Genomic DNA, 20,270 nt, shown 5'->3' on the forward strand with positions numbered 1-20,270 from the left:
TGACCGGGCGAAATCGTTCCGTCATATAGCCGCCCGTCGCCGGTCCGTTCGGGGCCGGTGGTTTGTTTTTCTCGTGTCCTCGGGTGATCGCGATGCGGACCTACTCGGCCAAGCCGAGCGAGATTGAGAAGAAGTGGTACGTGGTCGACGCCGAAGGCGTTGTTCTCGGCCGCCTCGCCTCGATCATCGCCAACTACCTTCGCGGCAAGCACAAGCCGACCTTCACCCCCCACATGGACTGCGGTGACAACATCATCGTGGTGAATGCGGAGAAGGTGAAGCTGACCGGCAACAAGCTGTCGCAGAAGCACTACTACTGGCACACCGGCTATCCGGGCGGCATCAAGTCGCGTCGGGCCGACCACCTGCTGGCCGGCGCTCATCCGGAGCGGGTGATCACCAAGGCGGTGCAGCGCATGATCGCGCGCGGCCCGCTCGGCCGTACCCAGATGGGCAACCTTCGGGTCTATGCGGGCGGCGCGCATCCCCACGAGGCGCAGCAGCCCCAGGTGCTGGACGTCGCGGGCATGAACCCGAAGAACGCGAGGTAAGCGATGTCGATCGATACCGATACCGCCGAGCCGTCGGGCCTCGGCAAGCTTGCGGAGCTCCAGGCCGAAGCCGCCGCCGAGGCGAAGCCGGTCGAGCCGCAAATCGATGCGCAGGGTCGCTCCTATGCGACCGGCAAGCGCAAGAACGCGATCGCGCGGGTCTGGCTGAAGCGCGGCCAGGGCCGGATCACCGTGAACGGCAAGGACCAGTCCGAGTACTTCGCTCGCCCGGTTCTGCAGATGATCATCGGCCAGCCGTTCCATGTCGCCGAGCGCACCGGCCAGTTCGACATCGTCTGCACCGTCAAGGGCGGCGGTCTGTCCGGCCAGGCCGGGGCGGTCCGCCACGGCATCAGCAAGGCGCTGATCCTGTTCGAGCCGGACCTGCGCCCGGTACTCAAGAAGGGCGGCTTCCTGACCCGCGACCCGCGCGTGGTCGAGCGCAAGAAGTACGGCCGGGCCAAGGCGCGCCGGAGCTTCCAGTTCTCCAAGCGCTGACGTCTCGCCAAACCGCATACGGGAGGCCGGCTCGCGAGAGCCGGCCTTTCGCGTTTCGGACGCTGCTTCCGCCGGCCCGCCGCGTTACTATCGTCACTGGTCCGGCCGCGCACCGTGGACGGAAACCGGGGAAACCGATGCCGACGTCGTCGAACAGAGCCGAGGCGCTGCCGTGGCGGCGCTGATCCGCCCGCACCATGGCGTCGCGCCGACGTTGAGCCCGGACGCCTTCGTCGCCGAGACGGCGGTGCTGGTCGGCGACGTCGCGATCGGGGCGGGCGCGTCGATCTGGTACGGCTGCGTGCTGCGGGGCGACGGCAACTACATCCGCGTCGGCGATCGCACCAACGTCCAGGACGGCACCGTGGTGCATATCGCCACCGATCGGTACCCGACGCTGATCGGCGCCGGCGTGACCATCGGCCATGCCGCGGTGATCCACGCCTGCACGCTGGAGGATGACAGCTTCGTGGGCATGTCGGCGACCGTGATGGACGGCGCGGTGGTACAGCGCCATGCCATGGTGGCGGCCGGGGCGCTGGTGACCCCGGGCAAGATCGTACGCTCGGGCGAGCTTTGGGCCGGCTTGCCGGCGAAGAAGATGCGCGACTTGACCACCGCGGAGATCGACAATATCCACGCCTCGGCGGTGCATTACTGGGAGCTGGCGCAATCCTACCGATGACAACGCAGGACGGCGGCATGGTTGCGGGCGTCGCCGATCGCCTGACCTGCGAGAGTTCCCGCAGGCTGCTGGCCGCGCTTGAGCGGTTTCGCGGCCCCGACGGGATCATCCGGCGCCATGCGTTCGGCCCGGAGGACCTCTGGCCCTGGCTCGGCGGAATTGCCATCAACCAGTGGAGCGAGCAGCGGGGCGACTACGTCTACCGGCTGTTCGGAACCCACCTGGCGGAGAACCTCGGCCGCGACCTCACCGGCCTGACCTTCGGCGAGTGGCCGGATCCGGTGGCCCGGATAATGCGGGACCAGGCGGACCTCGTCCGCCGGACCGGGGCGGTGGTGGTGTCGCACTACCGCCTCAAGGTGATCGAGCGGGACGGTCGGATCGAGGATCGTGTGCAGACCCAGGAGAAGGTCGTGGTGGCGATCGCCTATGCGGCCGAGGGTCCCCCCGACGCGGTGCTGGTGCATGTCGACCAGACCCGCGGTGACCTGTCGGTGCTGCACGCCCACATGAATGCGACCGATGGATCGTGCTGGTGCGTCGCCGGCGGGCCGGTCGACGAGGGATGCCCGATCGCGCCCCGGCCCCGGTCCGCGTAGGGCGGCTACCGGAACTCCGACCAGGGTTCCGACCGCGGCCGTTTCTCGAAGACGATGATCGAATCGTAGAACTGGATGCTGAAGGTCGACGCGGCGAACCGGGACGCGGTCAGGCTGCCCTCGCGCTCGTCCAGCGGTTGGGTGAAGTAGGCCTTCGGGCGCTCCCGGTAGATCGAGTGCATGTCGTCCACGGTCTTCTTGGCGTGCTCCATCATGGTGATGCCGGGGCCGGCATCCTGGAACTTCGACCAGTAGCTGGTATGGGTGTCCTCGCAGATGTACAGCCCGCGCTCGGCGACGCTGCCGTAGATCCGGTTGAAGGTGCTGATCTGCTGGCGCGCGGTGTGGCCGCCGTCGTCGATCACGATGTCGAACGGACCGTGGCTGGCGATCCGGTCGAGCACAGCCACATCCGACTGGTCGCCGATCATCACCGAGACGTTCGGCCGGATCCCGTCGAAGCACTTGGTCTTCGGGTCGATGTCGACGCCGATGATCCTCGCCTTCGGGCCGAGATACTCGCTCCACATGACCAGCGATCCGCCGTCCAGCACGCCGAATTCGAGCATCAGGCAGTCGGTTCCCCGGTACCGTTCCAGGTGCCGCTCGTAGATGTCGAAATAGTGGTGCCATTTGTGCAGCACGCGCGGCCGGGTCTCGCGGCTCCAGGCCAGGAACATGTCGTAGAGCACGCCGCTGGACTGCCGCGGGTCGCGGGCGAGCGGAACCTTCTCGTCCAATGGCGGCCGTGGAGGTGTCGTCATGGGGCCTCGGAATGGAGGTCGGCGGCGGTCCCGGGAGTCACTCTCCCGTCCGGACCGCGACATAGCGGCCGGGAGCGTCTTCAATCGGTGTCAGGGCGTGGTCTCCGGGAACCCGGGCCGGTATCTCGCCGCCGGAGAACCGGGCCAGCCAGTCCCGCCATTCCGGCCACCAGGACCCTTCGACATGGGTGGCGCCCTGCAGCCACTTTTCGGGGTCCTTGGGGGCCTTGCCCTTGCGGGTCCAGTAGCCGTATTTCGGCGGGTCCGCCGGCGGGTTCACCACACCGGCGATGTGTCCCGACATCGCCAGCACGAACTTCACCGGACCGCCATAGACCTGGGTGGCGGCATAGGTCGACTTCCAGGGGGCGATATGGTCCTCCTTGGTCGACAGCACGAAGGTCGGCAGCCGGTTCTGCGACAGGTCGATCGGTACGCCGGCCAGGGTCAGGCAGCCCGGCTTCACCAGGTCGTTCTGCTGGTACATGCGGCGCAGGTAGAAGCTGTGCATCGCCGCCGGCATCCGGGTGGAATCGGAATTCCAGTACAGCAGGTCGAACGGGAACGGTTCCTTGCCCATCAGGTAGTTGTTGATGACGAACGACCAGATCAGGTCGTTGGCGCGCAGCATGTTGAAGGTGCTCGCCATCGCCCGGCCGTCGAGATAGCCGGTCTTGTTCATCCGGTCCTCGAGGGCGGCCAGCTGCTCCTCGTCGATGAACACCGAGAGCTCGCCGGCCTCGGCGAAGTCGATCATCGTGGTGAAGAAGGTGATCGACTTGATCCGGTCGTCGCCGGTCGCCGCCATCCGGGCGATCGTGGCCGCCATCAGAGTGCCGCCGATGCAGTAGCCGATGGCGTTGATCTCGCGCTCGCCGGTGGCCTGTTCGATGGCGTCGAGCGCCGCCAGCGGGCCTTCCAGCAGGTAGTCGTCGAAGCTCTTCTGCGCGAGCCGCTCGTCCGGGTTGACCCAGGACACCACAAAAACCGTCAGGCCCTGGGAGACCGCCCAGCGGATGAACGAGTTCTTCGGGCGCAGGTCGAGGATATAGAACTTGTTGATCCAGGGCGGCACGATCAGCAGCGGCCGGCGCATCACCGTCTCGGTGGTCGGCGCGTACTGGATGAGCTGCATCAGCTCGTTCTCGAAGATCACCTTTCCGGGCGTGGTCGCGACGTTGACACCGACCTGGAAGGCGTCCTGGTCGGTCATGCTGATGTCGAGCTTGCCGTGGCCGCGCTCGAGGTCGGTGACCAGGTTCTGCAGCCCCTTGACCAGGTTCTCGCCACCGCTCTCCAGGGTGGTGCGCAGCACCTCGGGATTGCTCATCGCGAAGTTCGACGGCGCCATCGCATCGACGAACTGGCGGGTATAGAAGTCGACCTTGCGGCGGGTCTTGTCGTCCAGCCCTTCGACCTCCTGGACGGTCTTCTGCATCCAGCGCGCGGTCAGCAGATAGGTCTGCTTGATGTAGTCGAAGAGGTAGCTGTCCTCCCAGGCCTGGTCCTTGAAACGCCGGTCGCCATGCTCGGGGGCCGCCACCGGGTCGGCCTTGCCGCCGAACATCCGCGAGGTGGTGGCCTGCCACAGCGACATGTAGTCCTGCCAGAGACCCATCTGGGCCTGAAACAGGCGGGCCGGGTCGGCCATCATCTTGGTGGTCATCTCGATGAAGGCGTTGCCGATGTTCAGCGGGTCCGACATGCCCATCGCATCGCGGTCGCCCTCGGCGGCCGGCTGGCTCTCGATGAACTCCTGCACGATTCGCTGACTGCGCTCGGCGATGCTTGCCATCGTCCGGGACAGTTCCACCGGGTCTGGCAGCTTGCTCTGGGTATCCTGCGGCTCGGTCATGACAGTGCTGTAGCACCTCCGGACGGTATCGGGTCCGCCTTCTGCGGTCGGTTGTAGCAGAATTTGGTGATGCCTGGCCATTGCGGTACCGGCACTCTGTCTCTAAGCGTGTCCGTCTGTTGAAAACCGTGTTATTTTCGCGGCTTGACGGGTAAGGCTAAGGGGCTTCGGCGCGGCGTGCCGCGAAGGCCGGAGAGACCGCAAGGGCGAGGTCGGGAGAGCGGGATGGCGCAGCAATCGCGGGTCACGAAGGTGTCGGCAGGGCGACGGGCGACGACCGCGCTCGTGATCGCCGGGGCATTGGGTCTGGCCGGTTGCTCATCGGTGCCGGACGCGATCAATCCGGTCGAGTGGTACCGCGGCGCCTCGGATACCGTCGGGGGGTGGTTCGGCGACGACGAGCCGATCCCCGCCGAGCCCGGCAGAGCCACGGCCGGCGACCCCGGCAGCAGCCCCGGAACCGCGTATCCGAATCTGGCGACGGTACCGCCGCGTCCGACCCCGTCGACGACGGCGGCCGAGCGGGACGCGCTTCGCCAGGGTCTGGTCGCCGACCGCACCAACGCCCGCTATACCGACCAGCCGGCACAGGCTTCGGCGCCCGCCGCCACAGCGCCGCAGCCCGGCGCCCAGGCGAGCGTTGCGCCGGCACCCGAGCGGCAGGCCGCGGTGCCGCCGCCGGCCGCCGAACCGGCGGCACCCGCGGCGGCGCCGTCGCGCGCCAGCTCCTCGGGCGAGGGCTCAAATCTGTGGCCGAACCGGCCACCGCCGGAGACGCCGGGCCTGCGGGCGTCGACCAGCGGCCGGGTCGGAGGCGGGATCGTCCACAATGCCACGCCGGCGCCGGCGGCTGCGCCGGTGCCCGAGCGACGGGCACCGCAGGCCGAGCAGACCGCCTCGCGTACGACCCTGGATTCCGCCGGCAGCGCGGCCCGGACGCAGCCGCCGGCCAGCCGGGAGGCGGGGTCGATACGGGCCCCGGCGCCCGAAGTTTCCAACCAGCCCAGCAGGCAGGAGCCCAGCGCATCCAGCCAGAGCGTGATCGTCAACGAGGACGCGATCGGTGGATCGGCGCCGGCCACGGTTTCGTTCTCGGGACGCCGCTACCTGGCCTCGACGATCTATTTCGGGCACGGCTCGGCCCGGCTGACCGACGCCGAGCGGCAGACGATCGCCGAGATCGCGCGGACCGCCGCCGCCAACGGCGCCGCGGTGCAGGTGATCGGGCATGCCTCCGCCCGGACCGCGGAACTCGCCCTGCGCGACCACGAACTGGCGAACTTCACGATCTCGCTCAAACGGGCGCAGGCGGTGGCGGACGTCCTGGTTCGCGGCGGCCTGCCGGCCGACCGGCTGCAGGTCGAGGCGCTCGGTGACGCGCAGCCGGAGTTCTACGAGGTGATGCCGTCCGGGGAGGCCGGCAACCGGCGCGTGGAGATTGTCCTGATCTACTGATTCGCAAGGCTTAATACAAATCGTGCTTTCAACGCTCTACGGGGCGTTTTTAATGTGATTTGAGAGGATGAGATGAGCGAAGTTCTGCGGGTTGCGGTCGCCGGCCTGGGCACGGTCGGGGCCGAGACCGTGCGGTTGCTGCAGCTGCGGCGGGAGGACCTCGGACGCCGGGCCGGCCGGCCGATCGAGCTGGTGGCGGTATCGGCGCGCGACCGCGCCAGGAACCGTGGCATCGACCTGTCGGGCGTGGCCTGGGAAGACGATGCGGTGGCGCTCGCCCGCCGGGACGACGTCGACCTGGTCTGCGAGCTGATCGGCGGGTCCGAGGGCCCGGCGCGGACGCTGGTGGAAACCGCGCTGGCCGCCGGCAAGCAGGTGGTGACCGCCAACAAGGCCCTGCTCGCCCATCACGGTACCGCCCTCGCCAAGACGGCCGAGGCCGGCGGCGTCACGCTGGGCTACGAGGCCGCGGTGGCGGGCGGCATCCCGATCATCCGGGCCCTGCGCCAGGGGCTGGTGGCCAACAGCATCGGCCGCGTCTACGGCATCCTGAACGGCACCTGCAACTACATCCTCACGGCGATGCGCGAGAGCGGGCGGGCGTTCGACGACGTGCTCGCGGAGGCCCAGGAACTGGGCTACGCCGAGGCCGACCCGTCGTTCGACGTCGACGGCATCGACGCCGCCCACAAGCTGTCGCTGCTGGCGGCCCTGGTGTTCGGCCGCGAGGTCGACTTCGACGGCGTGCATGTGGAGGGCATCCGGCCGGTCTCGCCGCTCGACATCGCCTATGCCGAGGAGTTCGGCTTCCGCATCAAGCTGCTGGGCATCGCCGAGGAGGCCCCGGAGGGGGTGCGCCAGCGGGTGCACCCGTGCATGGTCCGCAAGGATGCCCCGATCGCCCAGGTCGAAGGCGTGTTCAACGCGGTGGTCGCCGAGGGCGACGCGGTCGGCACCACCCTGTATCTCGGTCGCGGCGCCGGTGCCGGGCCGACGGCCTCGGCGGTCATCGGCGACATCGTCGACGTCGCCGCCGGCCGGCGCGCGCCGGTGTTCGGGATCGCCGCCGCCGAGTTGCGGGCGGCCGAGCCGGCGCCGATGGAGGCCCTCGAGGGCCGCTACTATGTCCGCCTGATGGTGATCGACCGGCCCGGCGTGCTGGCCGACGTCACGGCGATCCTGCGCGACGAGCATGTCTCGATGGAGTCCATGCTGCAGCAGGGTCGCGATCCGATGGAGAAGGTCCCGGTCGCGCTCACCACCCACGAGGTGGACGAGGCTTCGATGCGACGGGCCCTCGAGAAGATCGGCCGGCTTGACGCGGTGCAGGAACCGCCGGCGATGATCCGGATTGTCGAGCTGTGACTCTCCAATAGGCCCTCGCGACGGGGGCCGGTTTGGGCTAAAAGCCCGGCTGGGTGGGGCTCGTCGCTCGGACGGGTCGATCGACCTGCAAAGATCATAATCAAGGGATCGGGAGCGACCGATGTCGGAAGAGGGCGCCGAAGTTTTCACCATGGACCGGAACCTCGCGCTGGAAGCGGTGCGGGTGACCGAGGCCGCGGCTTTGGCCGCATCGCGGCTGATGGGCCGGGGCGACGAGAAGGCGGCGGACCAGGCGGCGGTCGACGCCATGCGGACCGCGCTGAACAACCTCGAGATCGACGGCACGGTGGTGATCGGCGAGGGCGAGCGCGACGAGGCGCCGATGCTCTACATCGGCGAGAAGGTTGGCCGCGGCGGCCCGAAGATCGACATCGCGCTCGACCCGCTGGAAGGCACCACCATCACCGCCAAGGGTGGGCAGAACGCGCTGGCCGTGGTCGCCCTGGCGTCCGAGGGCGGCTTCCTGAACGCCCCCGACGTCTACATGGACAAGATCGCGATCGGCGGCGGGCTGCCCGAGGATCTGGTCGACCTGGACGCCTCGGTGGTGGAGAACCTCACCAATCTCGCCAAGGCCAAGAAGGCCGAGGTCTCGGACATCGTCGCCTGCATCCTCGACCGGCCGCGCCACGCCGAGCTGATCGCCAAGGTCCGCGAGGCCGGCGCCCGCATCATGCTGATCTCCGACGGCGACGTGTCCGGCGTGATCGCGACCTCGCAGCCGACCAGCGGAGTAGACATCTACATGGGCTCCGGCGGCGCCCCCGAGGGCGTGCTGGCGGCCGCCGCGCTGCGCTGCATCGGCGGCCAGATCCAGGGCCGCCTGCTGTTCCGCAACGACGACGAGCGGGCGCGGGCCAAGCGCTGGGGCATCGAGGACCTGGACCGCAAATACGGGCTGATGGAACTGGCCGGCGGCGACGTCATGTTCGCCGCCACCGGCGTCACCAACGGCGCCATGCTGAAGGGCGTGCGGCGGTACCCGGGCGGGGCCTACACGCACTCGATCATCATGCGGTCGAAGACCGGGACGGTCCGGACCGTCGAGGCGACCCACGACTTCACTCGCAAGCCCTCGGTCCGCGATTGAGCCGTCGGGCATGACCGCCACCGTTCTCGGTGTCGAGCGGTCGGCGACGGGCAGGCGCTGGGTGGAGCGCGGGATGGGCGGCGTCGAGGCGGAGCGCCTCGGCCTCGCCATCGCCCAGCGGCACGGGCTGCCGGAGATCGTCGGCCGGCTGATCGCCGGCCGCGGCATCGACCTCGACGCGGTCGAGCGTTTCCTCGATCCGACCCTCAAGACAGAGCTGCCCGATCCTAGCGTTCTCAAGGACATGGACGCCGCGGCGACGCGCCTGGCCGACGCGGTCGAGGCGGGCGGGGCGATCGGCCTGTTCGCCGACTACGACGTCGACGGGGCGACCTCGGCGGCGCTGATGTCGCGCTATCTGCGGGCGGTCGGCACCGAGACCGTCGTCCATATCCCGGACCGGATCGACGAGGGCTACGGACCGAACCTGCCGGCCCTGCAGGGCCTGGCGGACCGCGGGGCCGGCGTGGTCGCCTGCCTCGACTGCGGCATCCTGGCGGTCGACACCCTGGGCGAGGCCCGGGCCGCCGGCATCGACGTGATCGTGATCGACCACCATCTGGCCGGGCCGGAACTGCCGCCGGCGGTCGCCGTGGTGAACCCGAACCGGCTCGACGAGGACGGCCGGTTCGGCCAGCTGGCGGCCTGCGGGGTCACCTTCCTGGTGCTGGTGGCGCTGAACCGCGAGCTCCGGCGGCGCGGCCGTTTCCGCGCCGGGGCCGAACCGGACCTGCGGGCCCTGCTCGACGTGGTCGCCCTCGGCACGGTGTGCGACGTGGTGCCGCTGGCCGGGCTGAACCGCGCCTTCGTGGCCCAGGGCCTGAAGGTGATGGCCGGCCGGGGCAATCCCGGGCTGGCTGCGCTCGGCGACATCGCCCGGCTCGACCGCCGGCCCGACCCCTATCATCTCGGCTTCGTGCTGGGGCCGCGGATCAATGCCGGCGGGCGGGTCGGCCGGGCCGATCTCGGTGCCCGGCTGCTGTCGACCGACGATCCGGCGGAGGCGGCCGCGCTGTCCGCCGAGCTCGACCGCTACAACGACGAACGCCGGGTGATCGAGGCGCAGGTGCTGGAGGCGGCGATCGAGCAGGCCGAAGGGCAGGGCGACGCGCCGGCGCTGGTCGTGGTCGGCGACGGCTGGCATCCCGGGGTGGTCGGCATCGTCGCCAGCCGCCTGAAGGACCGCTTCAACCGGCCGGCCTGCGTGGTCGGGGTCGAGGACGGCCAGGGAAAGGGCTCCGGCCGCTCGGTACCGGGCGTGCAACTCGGCGCCGCCGTGATCGCGGCCCAGCAGTCCGGGCTGCTGCTGAAGGGCGGCGGCCACGCGATGGCAGCCGGCTTCACCGTGGCGCTCGACCGGGTCGACGCCTTCCGCGCCTTCCTGTGCGACCGGGTGACGGGCGAACTGGCCGGGGCGGCGGCGACCGCGACGCTCTCGATCGACGCCGCCCTGGCCACGGCCGGCGCCACCGGCGACCTGGTGCGCACGGTCGGCCGGATCGGACCGTTCGGGACCGGCAACCCGGAGCCGCGATTCGTGTTCCCGGCGGCCCGCGTGGTCGGCGCCGGCGTGGTCGGCGAGAACCATGTGCGCTGCACCCTGGCCGGCGCCGACGGCGGCCGGCTCAAGGCGATCGCCTTCCGGGCGCTCGACGGCGATCTCGGGCCGGCCCTGCTGAAGGCCGGTTCCAGCCCGCTGCACGTCGCTGGGCATCTGCGCGCCGACGACTTCCGGGGCGGCGACCAGGTGCAGCTGATCGTCGACGACGCCGCCCCGGTCGGGGGCTGATCACATGGCCGCGTCGTCGGGGTTGATTTCCGCACGGCGCGAGGCTACACCCCCGTTCGCGACGAGACCCCTTCGTCTAGAGGCCTAGGACACCGCCCTTTCACGGCGGCGACACGGGTTCGAATCCCGTAGGGGTCGCCACGCTTCCGGTTCCGGGTTTCCGGCCGGAGGGCGGCGCGGCTACAGCACCCGGTACAGCCCGATCTCGACGGCCGACGCGTGCCGGGCCCCGGTGCCCACGAACACCATCCGGTTCACCCAGTCGTATCGCGGGTCGCCTGTCTCCAGGCGGGCGGTGGTCCGCATGTAGTATTCCGCCGGGTCGCAGTCCTCGCCGCGGCGCAGCCGCTCGATGACCTCGGGCGGGCCGTGGCGGTAGCCGTGATTGGCGACCTCGATCAGCGCGCCGTCGCCGGTTTCGAAGGCGTAGCGGGCGTCGAGTTCGGCGACGCCGTCGTGGAAGATCGTCTGCCAGTCGGCGCCGAGGTTCAGGATCCGGCCGGAGATCCGGGGGCCGGTCACCGTCCCGCCGACGATCGGGATGATCCGGCGGGCCCCGGCACGGCCCCGGCCGAGTTCCCGGACCGGGTCGAGCTCGACCAGCAGGTCGCAGACATGTTCGAGCGTCGGCGGCGTCAGCATCTGCTTCATCCTCCCTTGGCGATACCGAGCAGCAGCCGGAGCATCCGCAGCAGTTCGGCGCGCTCGTCGGCGGTCAGGCTCTCGGTCAGGTCGTCCTCGCTCCGCATGATTGCCGGGCGGATCCGCTCGAACCATCGCAGGCCCTCGGCGGTCGCCTCGTAGACCCGTTGTCGGGTGTCCCCGGCCTTCGCGGCGCTGGCGATCCTGCCGTCCTTCAGCATCGGCTTCAGGGTCGTGGTGACGACCGAGGGCGCGGTGCCCATGGCCCGGGTGACGTCGCCGTGGGTGACCCCCGGGTTGTTCTGGATCAGCTCGAAGATCATGAACTGCAGCGGCGAGATGTCCTCGTCGCCGAAGGCGGCCTCGAACGCCGCGAAGGCGCGGTTGTAGGAGTGCCGCAGCAGATGCCCGACGAGGTCGTGGAGGATTCCGTAGCGGAGCGGCGGGAACGCCGGGGGCGGCCGGTCGGTCATCGGGAAGGTCCAGTGGGTCCGGGTGGAATCGCGGGAACGGGGCACTGTTCGTGGCTTCGTTCGTTTACGGGATAAACGAAATCGTTTACGATCTGAACGGAATTCGCAATGACAAGAAACCACGAACGGGAGGGTAGAATGGCACAGAATCGGTTTGGTTTCCTCGCGGCGGCGGCCGTCTGCCTCGCGCTCGGCGCGACGCCGGGCCAGGCCCAGGAGGTCACGCTTCGCCTGCACCAGTTCCTGCCGCCGCCGGCGACGCTGCCGGCCAAGGTCATCAAGCCGTGGGCGGCCTCGGTCGAGGCGGCGTCCGGCGGCCGCATCAAGTTCGAGCATTACGACGCCATGTCGCTCGGCGGGCGCCCGCCGGAGCTGTACGACCAGGCGCGCGACGGTGTCGCCGACATCGTCATGACCGTCACCGGCTACACGCCGAACCGCTTCCCGAAGTCCGAGGTGTTCGAGCTGCCGTTCATGATGCGCGGCTCGGTGGCGACCTCGAAGGCGTTCTGGGACCTGGTGGAGACCGAGCTGCAGGCCACCGAGTACCGCGACGTGAAGATGCTGGGGGCCTGGGTGCACGGCCCGGGGGTGATCCACACCGCCGATGGCGTGGCGAAGCTCGAGGACATGCAGGGCCTGAAGCTGCGCGGCCCGACCCGGGTCATCAACTCGCTGCTCGGCACGCTCGGCGCGGTGCCGGTCGGCATGCCGCTGCCGGCGATCCCCGAGGCGCTGTCGAAGGGCGTGGTCAGCGGCACCGTGATCCCGTGGGAGGTCACGCCGGCGATCAAGCTCAGCGAGCTGGTGCACAACGCCACCGAATTCTCCGGCAAGGAGGCGCTGTACACCGCGACCATCATCATGGCGATGAACAAGGCGCGCTATGAGGGCCTGCCGGCCGACCTGAAGGCGATCCTGGACGCCAAGTCCGGCATGGCACTGACCACGCTGGCGGCCGACGAGATGCTGGCGGGCGACGCCCCGGGCCGGGCGATCGCGGTCAAGAACGGCACCAAGGTGGTGGTGCTGGACGACAAGGAGGTGGCCCGCTGGAAGGCGGCGGCGCAGCCGGTGATCGAGCAGTGGACCGCCGACGTCGCCAAGCGCGGCATCGACGGCAAGGCGGCGATCGCCCAGGCCAACGCGCTGATCGACAAGTACCAGCAGTAACCCCTTCGAGGCGTGCCTGCGGCGCACGCCTCAGGATGATAGAAAGGGGTATGCGACGCCCACACCCCAACCCTGTCGCCCCGAGGTGCCCTCCGCGCAAGCGGGGGGCCGCCAGGGGCGGGGAGCGCCTGCGACCATGACCGTGATCATCGCCGGGGCCGGCATCGCCGGCCTGACGCTGGGCCTGACCCTGCACCAGATCGGCGTGCCGTTCCGGATCTTCGAGGCGGCGTCCGAACTCAAGCCGCTGGGCGTCGGCATCAACCTGCAGCCCAACGCGGTCCGCGAGTTGTTCGACCTCGGGCTCGAGGCCGAACTGGACCGGATCGGGATCCGCACCCGGGACTACGGCTTCTACACCAGGACCGGGCTGGAGATCTGGACCGAGCCGCGCGGGCTCGACGCCGGCTACCGCTGGCCGCAGTACTCGGTCCATCGCGGCAAGCTGCAGATGGCGCTGTACGACGCCCTCGTCGCGCGGGCCGGCCGCGACTGCGTGACACCGGCAGCCCGGGCGACCGGATTCGACAACGTCGACGGCGCCGCCGTCCTCCACCTCGACACCGGGGCCGGGGCGACCGACGTCCACGGCGACCTGGTGGTCGCCGCCGACGGCATCCACTCGGCGATCCGCCGGCAGATGTACCCGCAGGAGGGGGCGCCGATCTGGGGCGGCGCCGTGCTCTGGCGCGCCACCACAGAGGCGGCCCCCTACAAGAGCGGCGCCTCGATGATCCTCGCCGGCCACCGGACCCAGCGGATCGTGGCCTATCCGATCACCCCGCCCGACCCGGCCACCGGGCTGGCGACGATCAACTGGATCGCCGAGCTCACAATCGACCCGTCGCGCGGCTGGCGCCGGGAGGACTGGAACCGCCGGGCCGATCTCGGCGACTTCCTGCCGGCGTTCGATGACTGGCGGTTCGACTGGCTCGACGTGCCGGCGCTGATCTGCGGCGCGAAGGAGGTCTTCGAGTATCCGATGGTCGATCGCGACCCGATCGACCGCTGGACCGACGGCCGCGTCACCCTGATGGGCGATGCCGCGCACCCGACCTACCCGGTCGGCTCGAACGGCGCCAGCCAGGCGATCGTCGACGCCCGGGTGATCGGCGCGGCGTTTCTCGAGCACGGCGTCGGCGCGGCGGCCCTGCAGGCCTACGAGGACGTGGTGCGGCCGCAGACCGAGCGGGTCATCCTCGCCAACCGCGGCAGCGGGCCGGACGCGATCATGCAACTGGTGGAAAGCCGCTGCGGCGGTGTTTTCGATCGGATCGAGGACGTCGTCCCGCGCGCCGAACTGGCCGCCCACGCCGAGAAGTACAAGAAGATCGCCGGCTTCAGCATCGCCGAGCTGAACGCCCGGCCGCCCCTGATCCCGGCAGGGGGTAGGGTCGGATGATGAGGCGCGCGCGCGCATCGGCCGCCGCAGCCACGAATCGCTGCCCGTCACCGCGTGGGTTCCGGATCGTTCGCGCCGAAGGCGGCGCGCCCGTCCGGAATGACGAGGGAGGAGGATGCCCTCGGAGTTCCGATCTCGGAAGGCTCCCTCTATGTCGTCACTCCGGACCAGACCGCCGAAGGCGGGACGGATCCGGAACCCACCCGCCGCTTCGGCAACCGACATGAAGAGCGCGGTCGAACGCCTGGCGGTCTGGACCGCGCTCGCCGGCGGGCTGGTCCTGGTGGCGCTGGTCGGCCTGACCTGCGTCAGTATCGCCGGGCGGGCGCTCAGCGGCATCGGGCTGGGCCCGGTCCCCGGGGACTACGAACTGGTCGAGATCGGCATCGGCTTCGCGGTGTTCGCTGCGCTGCCGTGGTGTCACCTCAACCGGGGGAACGCGACGGTCGAGCTGTTCGCGCCGCTGCTCGGCGACCGGCTCAACCGCGCGCTCGACGCCCTGATCGACCTCGCGGTCCTGGCGATGGCCGCCTTGCTGGCCTGGCGGCTGGCGGTCGGGATGCTGGACAAGAAGGCGTTCTTCGAGACCACCTTCATTCTCGGGTTCGAGATCTGGCAGGCCTACACGCTGTGCCTGGCCGGCGCCGTGGTGTTCTGCGTGGTGGCGCTGTGGCGCGCGGGCGAAAGCCTCGCGGCCCTGCGCGGCGCCCGGGCATGAGCAACCTGGAGATCGGGATCTGGTCCTTCCCGGTGCTGCTCGCGCTGATTTTCCTGCGGGTCCCGATCGGCGTCGCGATGTTCGGCGTCGGGGTGGTGGGAAGCGTGATCGTCAACGGCACGCCGCTGATGATGCTGGCTCAGCTCAAGCACCTGACCTACGGGACGTTCTCGAACTACTCGTTCTCGATCGTCCCGCTGTTCCTGCTGATGGGGCAGTTCGCGACGGTCGGCGGGCTGTCGAAGGCGCTGTTCAAGGCGGCGGAGGCCTGGATGGGGCACCGGCCCGGCGGCGTCGCCATGGCCGCGATCGGGGCCTGCGCCGGCTTCGGGGCGATCTGCGGCTCGTCGCTCGCCACCGCTGCGACCATGGGCCAGGTGGCGCTGCCGGAACTCCGTCGTTTCGGCTGCTCCGGCAGCCTGGCGACCGGCGCGCTGGCGGCCGGCGGAACCCTCGGGATCCTGATCCCGCCCTCGGTGATCCTGGTGATCTACGCGATCCTGACCGAGCAGAACATCGCCAAGCTGTTCTCCGCGGCGCTGCTGCCCGGCCTGCTGGCGGCGGCCGGCTACGTCCTGGCGATCTACGTCATCGCCCGCCTGAGCGGCGCCGCCGGCAGCCCGACCGAACGCATGCCCTATGGCGACCGGTTCCGGATGCTGCTGCGGATCTGGCCGGTGATCGCGATCTTCGCCGCGGTGATCGGCGGGATCTATGTCGGGGTCTTCACGCCGACCGAGGCCGCCGCCGTCGGCGCCGCCGGCACCGGGCTCGTCGCGCTCCTGAACCGCGGCCTGAACCGCCAGAGCTTCCGGGCCTGCATTCTCGGGACGATGTCCTCGACCGGGATGATCTTCCTGATCATCCTCGGCGCGGCGGTGTTCAACACCTTCCTGGCGACTACCCGGCTGCCGCAGGAACTGTCGGTCTTCGTCGCCACGCAGGCCCTGAACCCATGGCTGGTGCTGGTGCTGGTCCTGGTGCTGTACCTGGTGTTCGGCTGCGTGATGGACAGCCTGTCGATGGTGCTGCTGACCGTGCCGATCCTGTTCCCGGTCATGAGCGCGCTCGACTTCGGGCTGACGCCGGAGGAGTTCGCCCTGTGGTTCGGCGTGCTGGTGCTGATCGTCGTTGAGGTCGGGCTCATCACCCCGCCGGTCGGGCTGAACCTGTTCGTCATCAACTCGATGGCCGGCGACGTGCCGATCGGCGAGACGTTTCGCGGCGTGATGCCCTTCGTGGCCACCGATCTCGCCCGGGTCGTCGTCCTGGTGCTTTTCCCGGTAATATCGCTGGCACTCGTGCGGGCGCTCTACTGACCGCCGCCGCAGGGCGAATTCCGGTTCGTCCGGCATCGCGGCGATTGACCAGCATCAAGGATCACTTGCCGTGGCGCCCGCATCGTGCATCTTCGTGGCCCGCACGGCGATCAGCGCCGAGAGCAGGACGACCTTGAAACCATGATGTTCTCGCGGCGCAAGCTCCTGAAGATGTTGACCGTCCTCGCCGCCGGAACGGCTGGCGGAAACGCCGTCCGCGCGGCGCCGGCGGGGCTGAACTTCGGCGCCGTGCTCGGCGAGGCCGAGGAACTGTCGAAGCGTGCCTATGCCGAGCCCGGCACCGCTGACCGCTACGGTTTCAACGACCTGACCTACGACCAGTACCGCGACATCCGGTTCCACCGGGACCGAGGTCTTTGGGCCGGGCAGGGGCTGAACTTCCAGGTCGACTTCTTCCACCCGGGGTTCCGGTTCAGGACACCGGTCGAGATCCTGGCGGTGGAGGGCGGGCAAGCGCAGCCGGTGGCCTTCACGCCCGAGATGTTCGAGTACGGTCCGCTGGTGACCGCGCCGACCGACCCGGCCGGGCTGGGGTTCTCCGGCTTCCGGGTGCGGGCGCCGATCAACACCGCCGACGTGATGGACGAGTTCGCGGTGTTCCAGGGCGCCAGCTATTTCCGCTCGGTCGCCAAGGGGCAGCGCTACGGGCTGTCGGCCCGCGGTCTGGCGATCAACACTGCCGACCCTGAAGGCGAGGAGTTTCCGCATTTCCGGAAGTTCTGGCTGATGCGGCCGGAACCCGGTGCGACGTCCCTGGTCGTCCTGGCGCTGCTCGACAGCCCGTCGACCACCGGCGCCTACCGGTTCGCCATCCGTCCCGGCTCGCCGACCGCGGTCGATATCGAACTGGTGCTGTTCCCGCGCGTCGAGATGCCGCGGGTCGGCTTTGGCGCCCTGTCTTCGATGTTCCTGTTCGGCCCATCGGGCCGGGCCGGCTACGACGACTTCCGCAACGCGGTCCACGATTCCGAGGGGCTGCAGATCGTCACCGGCGCCGGCGAGCGGGTGTACCGGCCGCTGGCCAACCCGTCGCGGCTGCAGGTCTCGGCCTTCCTGGACCGCGGGCCGCGCGGCTTCGGCCTGGTGCAGCGGACCCGGTCGTTCTCCGACTACCAGGACCTCGAGACCCGCTTCGAACTCCGGCCGTCGGCCTGGATCGAGCCGATCGGCGACTGGGGAGCCGGCGCGGTCGTGCTGGTCGAGATCCCGGCTGAGACCGAGACCAACGACAATATCGTCGCGTACTGGCGGCCGAGCGACCCGATCCCGGCGGGCCGGCCCTATGCGCTGACCTATCGCCTGACCTGGTGCGAGACACCCCCGGTGGACCCGGCACCGGCCCGGGTGGTCGCCAGCCGCGGCGGCCTCAGCTTCGACCGCAAGCGCCGGCTGTTCGTCGTCGATTTCGACGGCCTGGCGCGCGACGACCCGGCACCGACCGTGGATGTGAGCGCGACCCGCGGTACCGTCGGCAACGTGTCGGCCCGCTGGAACCCGCCGTCGGGCGGCTATCGGGTCAGCTTCGAGCTCGATACCGGTCGCGAGACGCTGATCGAGCTTCGCCTTGTGCTGGTGCGTGACGCGATGCCGGTCAGCGAAACCTGGTTGTACCGATGGACACCGGCCTAGAGGGTCGCGACCGGGTGCTGCGGATCGCCGGCGCCACACCGCCGCCGGAACCGCTGGACATGCCGGATCAGGACCTGCGGTCGCCACCGTTGCGCCGCATGACGCCCGGCGTCCAGGGCTGGCGGACCCGGCTCGCCCGTTTCGTGGCCTTCGGCGGCGCCGCCGCCCTGACCGTGGTGGCGATCGACCAGATGATCCGCACGGTGGCGGTCGGCGATCCGACGGTCATGCAGATCGTCCTGATCGGCATGTTCGCGCTGAACTTCGCCTGGATCGCCCTGTCGGCGACCTCGGCGGTCGCCGGCCTGCTGCCGCTCGAGGCCGGGCCGTCCGGGCGACCGGAGGGAGAGCCGGGGCGCTGCGCGCTGGCCATGCCGGTCTACAACGAGGATCCGGCGCGTACCACCGCGGCGCTGCTGGCGATGGCGCGCGACCTGGTCGATCTCGGCGAGGGCGAGCGGTTCGAGATCTTCGTGCTGTCGGACACCACCGACCCGATGGTCTGGGCGCGCGAGACCGCGGCGATGGCGCGGCTGCGCGACCGGCTCGACGGCCGCATGGCGGTCTGGTACCGGCACCGGCAGCGCAACGTGGACCGCAAGGCCGGCAACGTCCGTGACTTCGTCGAGCGCTGGGGCGGACGCTACGAGACCATGCTGGTGCTCGACGCCGACAGCCTGATGTCGGCCGAGACGATCCGGGCGCTGCGCGACGGCATGGCCGCCGATCCGGCACTGGGGCTGCTGCAGAGCGTGCCGGCCCTGGCCGGCATGGACAGCCTGTTCGCCCGCCTCCAGCAGTTCGCCGCCCGCATCGCCGGTCCCGTGGTCTCGCGCGGGCTGGCGGCCTGGCAGGGCGACGACGGCAACTACTGGGGCCACAACGCCATCATCCGGACCCGCGCCTTCGCCGAGGCCTGCGGATTGCCGCGGCTGCCCGGCCGGCTGCCGTTCGGCGGATCGATCCTCAGCCACGACTTCGTCGAGGCCGCCCTGATGCGGCGCGCCGGCTGGAAGGTCCGCATGGCGGCCGAGCTCGGCGGGTCGTGGGAGACGTCGCCGGCCTCGCTCTTGGACTCCGGCGCCCGCGACCGACGCTGGGCCCAGGGCAACATGCAGCACCTCGCGGTGATCGGCGCGCGCGGCCTGGGATGGTGCAGCCGGGCGCACCTGGCGACCGGGGTGATGAGCTACCTGTCGTCGCTGCTGTGGCTCGGCTTCATCGTGGTAGGGCTGGTGCTGCTGGTCCAGGCGCAGGCGCTGCGGCCGAAGTACTTCACCGAGGCGTTCCAGCTGTTCCCGACCTGGCCGCGGTTCGACAGCGAGCGGATGGTCTGGCTGTTCGTGTTCACCATGGCGACCCTGCTGGTGCCCAAGACCATCGGGCTGCTGCGGGCCATGCTGTCCCGCGCCCATGTGCGATCGGTCGGCGACGCGGTGCGGCTGCTGGCCGGCTGGCTGGTTGAGATCCTGGTGTCGGCGCTGTTCGCGCCGATCATGATGCTGATCCACTCGCGTCATGTGTGGGAGATCCTGCTCGGCCAGGACACCGGCTGGAAACTGCAGCGCCGCGACGACGGTGCGATCCCGCTGCGCGAGGCGGCGGCCAGGCACGCCGGGCACACCGTCGTCGGGATCGCGGTCGCCGGGGCGTTGCTGCCGATCTCGATGATCGCGTTGGCGTGGCTCGCGCCGATCCTGATCGGCTGGACGCTCGCGATCCCGCTGTCGATCGCCAGCGGCAGCGTTGGCCTGGGCCTGGCGCTCAGGCGGTTCGGCCTGCTGCTGATCCCCGAGGAGCGCGATCTGCCGCCGCTGCTGAAAGCGGCCGCCGAGGAGCGCGACGCAGTGACCGACGACCTGGCCGGGGTTTCGCTGGTCGGGCTGCTGGACACCCCGGAGGGGGCGGAGCGGCATTTCCTGTTCGCCGGCCAGCGCTGGCACTGGACCCGGGGCAGCCCGGACACCGACTACCTGACCCTGAACGCCAAGCTGGCGGATGCCGAGACCCGCGAGCAGGCGCTCGGCTGGCTGCGCCCGACCGAGCTGCTCCGGCTGCTCGGCGACCGCCGCGCCTTCGACACCCTGCGCGGCCTGCCGTCGGTGGTTTCCGGGGCCGCGATCGCGGGTTCCGGCGAGCGCTCCGCCGGCCCCCGCACTTCTTGATGTCGCCGTCGCATTCCGCCCCTTGCATTCGATCGGGAGGCTTGCTATCTGACGCG

General features: G+C 70.0%; 18 protein-coding genes and 1 tRNA gene. 15 read left to right on the forward strand and 4 right to left on the reverse strand.

The features are described 5' to 3' along the window. Window positions 1-92 precede the first annotated feature (92 nt). The 4 genes from rplM to RIC31_RS23035 all read left to right on the forward strand — a co-directional run bounded on the left by rplM (window position 93) and on the right by RIC31_RS23035 (window position 2,333). Window positions 93-551 (forward strand): 50S ribosomal protein L13, encoded by a 459-nt coding sequence (gene rplM, locus RIC31_RS23020; protein ID WP_350113571.1) that lies wholly within the window; start codon window positions 93-95, stop codon window positions 549-551. A gap of 3 nt (window positions 552-554) precedes the next feature. Beyond that, window positions 555-1,049 carry a 30S ribosomal protein S9 gene (gene rpsI, locus RIC31_RS23025; protein WP_350113574.1) on the forward strand — a complete coding sequence of 165 codons (495 nt, stop codon included), beginning with the start codon at window positions 555-557 and terminating at the stop codon, window positions 1,047-1,049. A 172-nt stretch (window positions 1,050-1,221) separates the two neighbouring features. Next, a complete protein-coding gene (locus RIC31_RS23030) occupies window positions 1,222-1,734 on the forward strand; it encodes a gamma carbonic anhydrase family protein (protein WP_350113577.1) in 513 nt (170 codons plus the stop codon). Further along, window positions 1,731-2,333 carry a PAS domain-containing protein gene (locus RIC31_RS23035; protein WP_350113580.1) on the forward strand — a complete coding sequence of 201 codons (603 nt, stop codon included), beginning with the start codon at window positions 1,731-1,733 and terminating at the stop codon, window positions 2,331-2,333. The genes RIC31_RS23030 and RIC31_RS23035 overlap by 4 nt, the downstream gene beginning before the upstream one ends. A gap of 5 nt (window positions 2,334-2,338) precedes the next feature. Here RIC31_RS23035 and RIC31_RS23040 read toward each other — a convergent pair whose 3' ends face one another. Further along, complete coding sequence (locus RIC31_RS23040; protein ID WP_350113583.1) at window positions 2,339-3,097, reverse strand: class I SAM-dependent methyltransferase; 759 nt, start codon at window positions 3,095-3,097, stop codon at window positions 2,339-2,341. Between the two features lie 37 nt (window positions 3,098-3,134). Beyond that, a complete protein-coding gene (locus RIC31_RS23045; RefSeq protein ID WP_350113586.1) occupies window positions 3,135-4,952 on the reverse strand; it encodes a PHA/PHB synthase family protein in 1,818 nt (605 codons plus the stop codon). Window positions 4,953-5,177: 225 nt separating this feature from the next. On the opposite strand from RIC31_RS23045, the gene RIC31_RS23050 reads away from it, so the two are divergent. The 5 genes from RIC31_RS23050 (at window position 5,178) to RIC31_RS23070 (ending at window position 10,813) form a co-directional block, all read left to right on the forward strand. Next, on the forward strand, window positions 5,178-6,407 hold the full coding sequence (locus RIC31_RS23050) for an OmpA family protein (RefSeq protein ID WP_350113589.1): 1,230 nt from the start codon (window positions 5,178-5,180) through the stop codon (window positions 6,405-6,407). 72 nt (window positions 6,408-6,479) lie between these two features. Then, window positions 6,480-7,772 carry a homoserine dehydrogenase gene (locus RIC31_RS23055; RefSeq protein WP_350113592.1) on the forward strand — a complete coding sequence of 431 codons (1,293 nt, stop codon included), beginning with the start codon at window positions 6,480-6,482 and terminating at the stop codon, window positions 7,770-7,772. Window positions 7,773-7,923: 151 nt separating this feature from the next. Continuing rightward, on the forward strand, window positions 7,924-8,883 hold the full coding sequence (glpX, locus tag RIC31_RS23060; protein ID WP_350115204.1) for a class II fructose-bisphosphatase: 960 nt from the start codon (window positions 7,924-7,926) through the stop codon (window positions 8,881-8,883). 10 nt (window positions 8,884-8,893) lie between these two features. Further along, complete coding sequence (gene recJ, locus RIC31_RS23065; RefSeq protein ID WP_350113595.1) at window positions 8,894-10,672, forward strand: single-stranded-DNA-specific exonuclease RecJ; 1,779 nt, start codon at window positions 8,894-8,896, stop codon at window positions 10,670-10,672. A 65-nt stretch (window positions 10,673-10,737) separates the two neighbouring features. Beyond that, window positions 10,738-10,813 (forward strand) — tRNA-Glu (locus tag RIC31_RS23070). 39 nt (window positions 10,814-10,852) lie between these two features. Here the strand turns inward: RIC31_RS23070 and RIC31_RS23075 are convergent. Together RIC31_RS23075 and RIC31_RS23080 are read right to left on the reverse strand one after the other, a co-directional pair. After that, window positions 10,853-11,314 (reverse strand): DUF3237 domain-containing protein, encoded by a 462-nt coding sequence (locus tag RIC31_RS23075; RefSeq protein ID WP_350113598.1) that lies wholly within the window; start codon window positions 11,312-11,314, stop codon window positions 10,853-10,855. 5 nt (window positions 11,315-11,319) lie between these two features. Beyond that, window positions 11,320-11,787 carry a MarR family winged helix-turn-helix transcriptional regulator gene (locus tag RIC31_RS23080; protein WP_350113601.1) on the reverse strand — a complete coding sequence of 156 codons (468 nt, stop codon included), beginning with the start codon at window positions 11,785-11,787 and terminating at the stop codon, window positions 11,320-11,322. Between the two features lie 138 nt (window positions 11,788-11,925). On the opposite strand from RIC31_RS23080, the gene RIC31_RS23085 reads away from it, so the two are divergent. From RIC31_RS23085 to mdoH, 6 genes are all read left to right on the forward strand, one after another. Beyond that, a complete protein-coding gene (locus RIC31_RS23085) occupies window positions 11,926-12,960 on the forward strand; it encodes a TRAP transporter substrate-binding protein (RefSeq protein WP_350113604.1) in 1,035 nt (344 codons plus the stop codon). Window positions 12,961-13,096: 136 nt separating this feature from the next. After that, window positions 13,097-14,362 carry a flavin-dependent oxidoreductase gene (locus tag RIC31_RS23090; protein ID WP_350113607.1) on the forward strand — a complete coding sequence of 422 codons (1,266 nt, stop codon included), beginning with the start codon at window positions 13,097-13,099 and terminating at the stop codon, window positions 14,360-14,362. A 223-nt stretch (window positions 14,363-14,585) separates the two neighbouring features. Continuing rightward, window positions 14,586-15,080 (forward strand): TRAP transporter small permease, encoded by a 495-nt coding sequence (locus RIC31_RS23095; RefSeq protein WP_350113610.1) that lies wholly within the window; start codon window positions 14,586-14,588, stop codon window positions 15,078-15,080. Beyond that, on the forward strand, window positions 15,077-16,399 hold the full coding sequence (locus RIC31_RS23100) for a TRAP transporter large permease (RefSeq protein ID WP_350113613.1): 1,323 nt from the start codon (window positions 15,077-15,079) through the stop codon (window positions 16,397-16,399). Before RIC31_RS23095 ends, RIC31_RS23100 begins: the two co-directional genes overlap by 4 nt. An 84-nt stretch (window positions 16,400-16,483) precedes the next feature. Continuing rightward, the gene (locus RIC31_RS23105) at window positions 16,484-18,049 is read left to right on the forward strand and encodes an OpgD/OpgG family glucan biosynthesis protein (RefSeq protein ID WP_350113616.1); all 1,566 of its coding nucleotides are present in this window, start codon (window positions 16,484-16,486) and stop codon (window positions 18,047-18,049) included. Further along, complete coding sequence (gene mdoH / locus RIC31_RS23110; protein ID WP_350113619.1) at window positions 18,034-20,214, forward strand: glucans biosynthesis glucosyltransferase MdoH; 2,181 nt, start codon at window positions 18,034-18,036, stop codon at window positions 20,212-20,214. The genes RIC31_RS23105 and mdoH overlap by 16 nt, the downstream gene beginning before the upstream one ends. Window positions 20,215-20,270 lie beyond the last annotated feature (56 nt).

Origin of the sequence: Thalassobaculum sp. (genome assembly GCF_040219615.1) — a bacterium.
Lineage (GTDB): Bacteria > Pseudomonadota > Alphaproteobacteria > Thalassobaculales > Thalassobaculaceae > Thalassobaculum_A.

What these genes read in the sequence shown, in the direction of transcription:
- glpX (WP_350115204.1), top strand. Translation starts at nt 7,924, where the DNA reads ATGGACCGGAACCTCGCGCTGGAAGCGGTGCGGGTGACCGAGGCCGCG.
- RIC31_RS23035 (WP_350113580.1), top strand. Translation starts at nt 1,731, where the DNA reads ATGACAACGCAGGACGGCGGCATGGTTGCGGGCGTCGCCGATCGCCTG.
- RIC31_RS23090 (WP_350113607.1), top strand. Translation starts at nt 13,097, where the DNA reads ATGACCGTGATCATCGCCGGGGCCGGCATCGCCGGCCTGACGCTGGGC.
- RIC31_RS23080 (WP_350113601.1), bottom strand. Translation starts at nt 11,787, where the DNA reads ATGACCGACCGGCCGCCCCCGGCGTTCCCGCCGCTCCGCTACGGAATC.
- mdoH (WP_350113619.1), top strand. Translation starts at nt 18,034, where the DNA reads ATGGACACCGGCCTAGAGGGTCGCGACCGGGTGCTGCGGATCGCCGGC.
- RIC31_RS23050 (WP_350113589.1), top strand. Translation starts at nt 5,178, where the DNA reads ATGGCGCAGCAATCGCGGGTCACGAAGGTGTCGGCAGGGCGACGGGCG.
- RIC31_RS23040 (WP_350113583.1), bottom strand. Translation starts at nt 3,097, where the DNA reads ATGACGACACCTCCACGGCCGCCATTGGACGAGAAGGTTCCGCTCGCC.
- RIC31_RS23085 (WP_350113604.1), top strand. Translation starts at nt 11,926, where the DNA reads ATGGCACAGAATCGGTTTGGTTTCCTCGCGGCGGCGGCCGTCTGCCTC.
- RIC31_RS23095 (WP_350113610.1), top strand. Translation starts at nt 14,586, where the DNA reads ATGAAGAGCGCGGTCGAACGCCTGGCGGTCTGGACCGCGCTCGCCGGC.
- RIC31_RS23045 (WP_350113586.1), bottom strand. Translation starts at nt 4,952, where the DNA reads ATGACCGAGCCGCAGGATACCCAGAGCAAGCTGCCAGACCCGGTGGAA.
- RIC31_RS23055 (WP_350113592.1), top strand. Translation starts at nt 6,480, where the DNA reads ATGAGCGAAGTTCTGCGGGTTGCGGTCGCCGGCCTGGGCACGGTCGGG.
- rpsI (WP_350113574.1), top strand. Translation starts at nt 555, where the DNA reads ATGTCGATCGATACCGATACCGCCGAGCCGTCGGGCCTCGGCAAGCTT.
- rplM (WP_350113571.1), top strand. Translation starts at nt 93, where the DNA reads ATGCGGACCTACTCGGCCAAGCCGAGCGAGATTGAGAAGAAGTGGTAC.
- RIC31_RS23075 (WP_350113598.1), bottom strand. Translation starts at nt 11,314, where the DNA reads ATGCTGACGCCGCCGACGCTCGAACATGTCTGCGACCTGCTGGTCGAG.
- RIC31_RS23100 (WP_350113613.1), top strand. Translation starts at nt 15,077, where the DNA reads ATGAGCAACCTGGAGATCGGGATCTGGTCCTTCCCGGTGCTGCTCGCG.
- recJ (WP_350113595.1), top strand. Translation starts at nt 8,894, where the DNA reads ATGACCGCCACCGTTCTCGGTGTCGAGCGGTCGGCGACGGGCAGGCGC.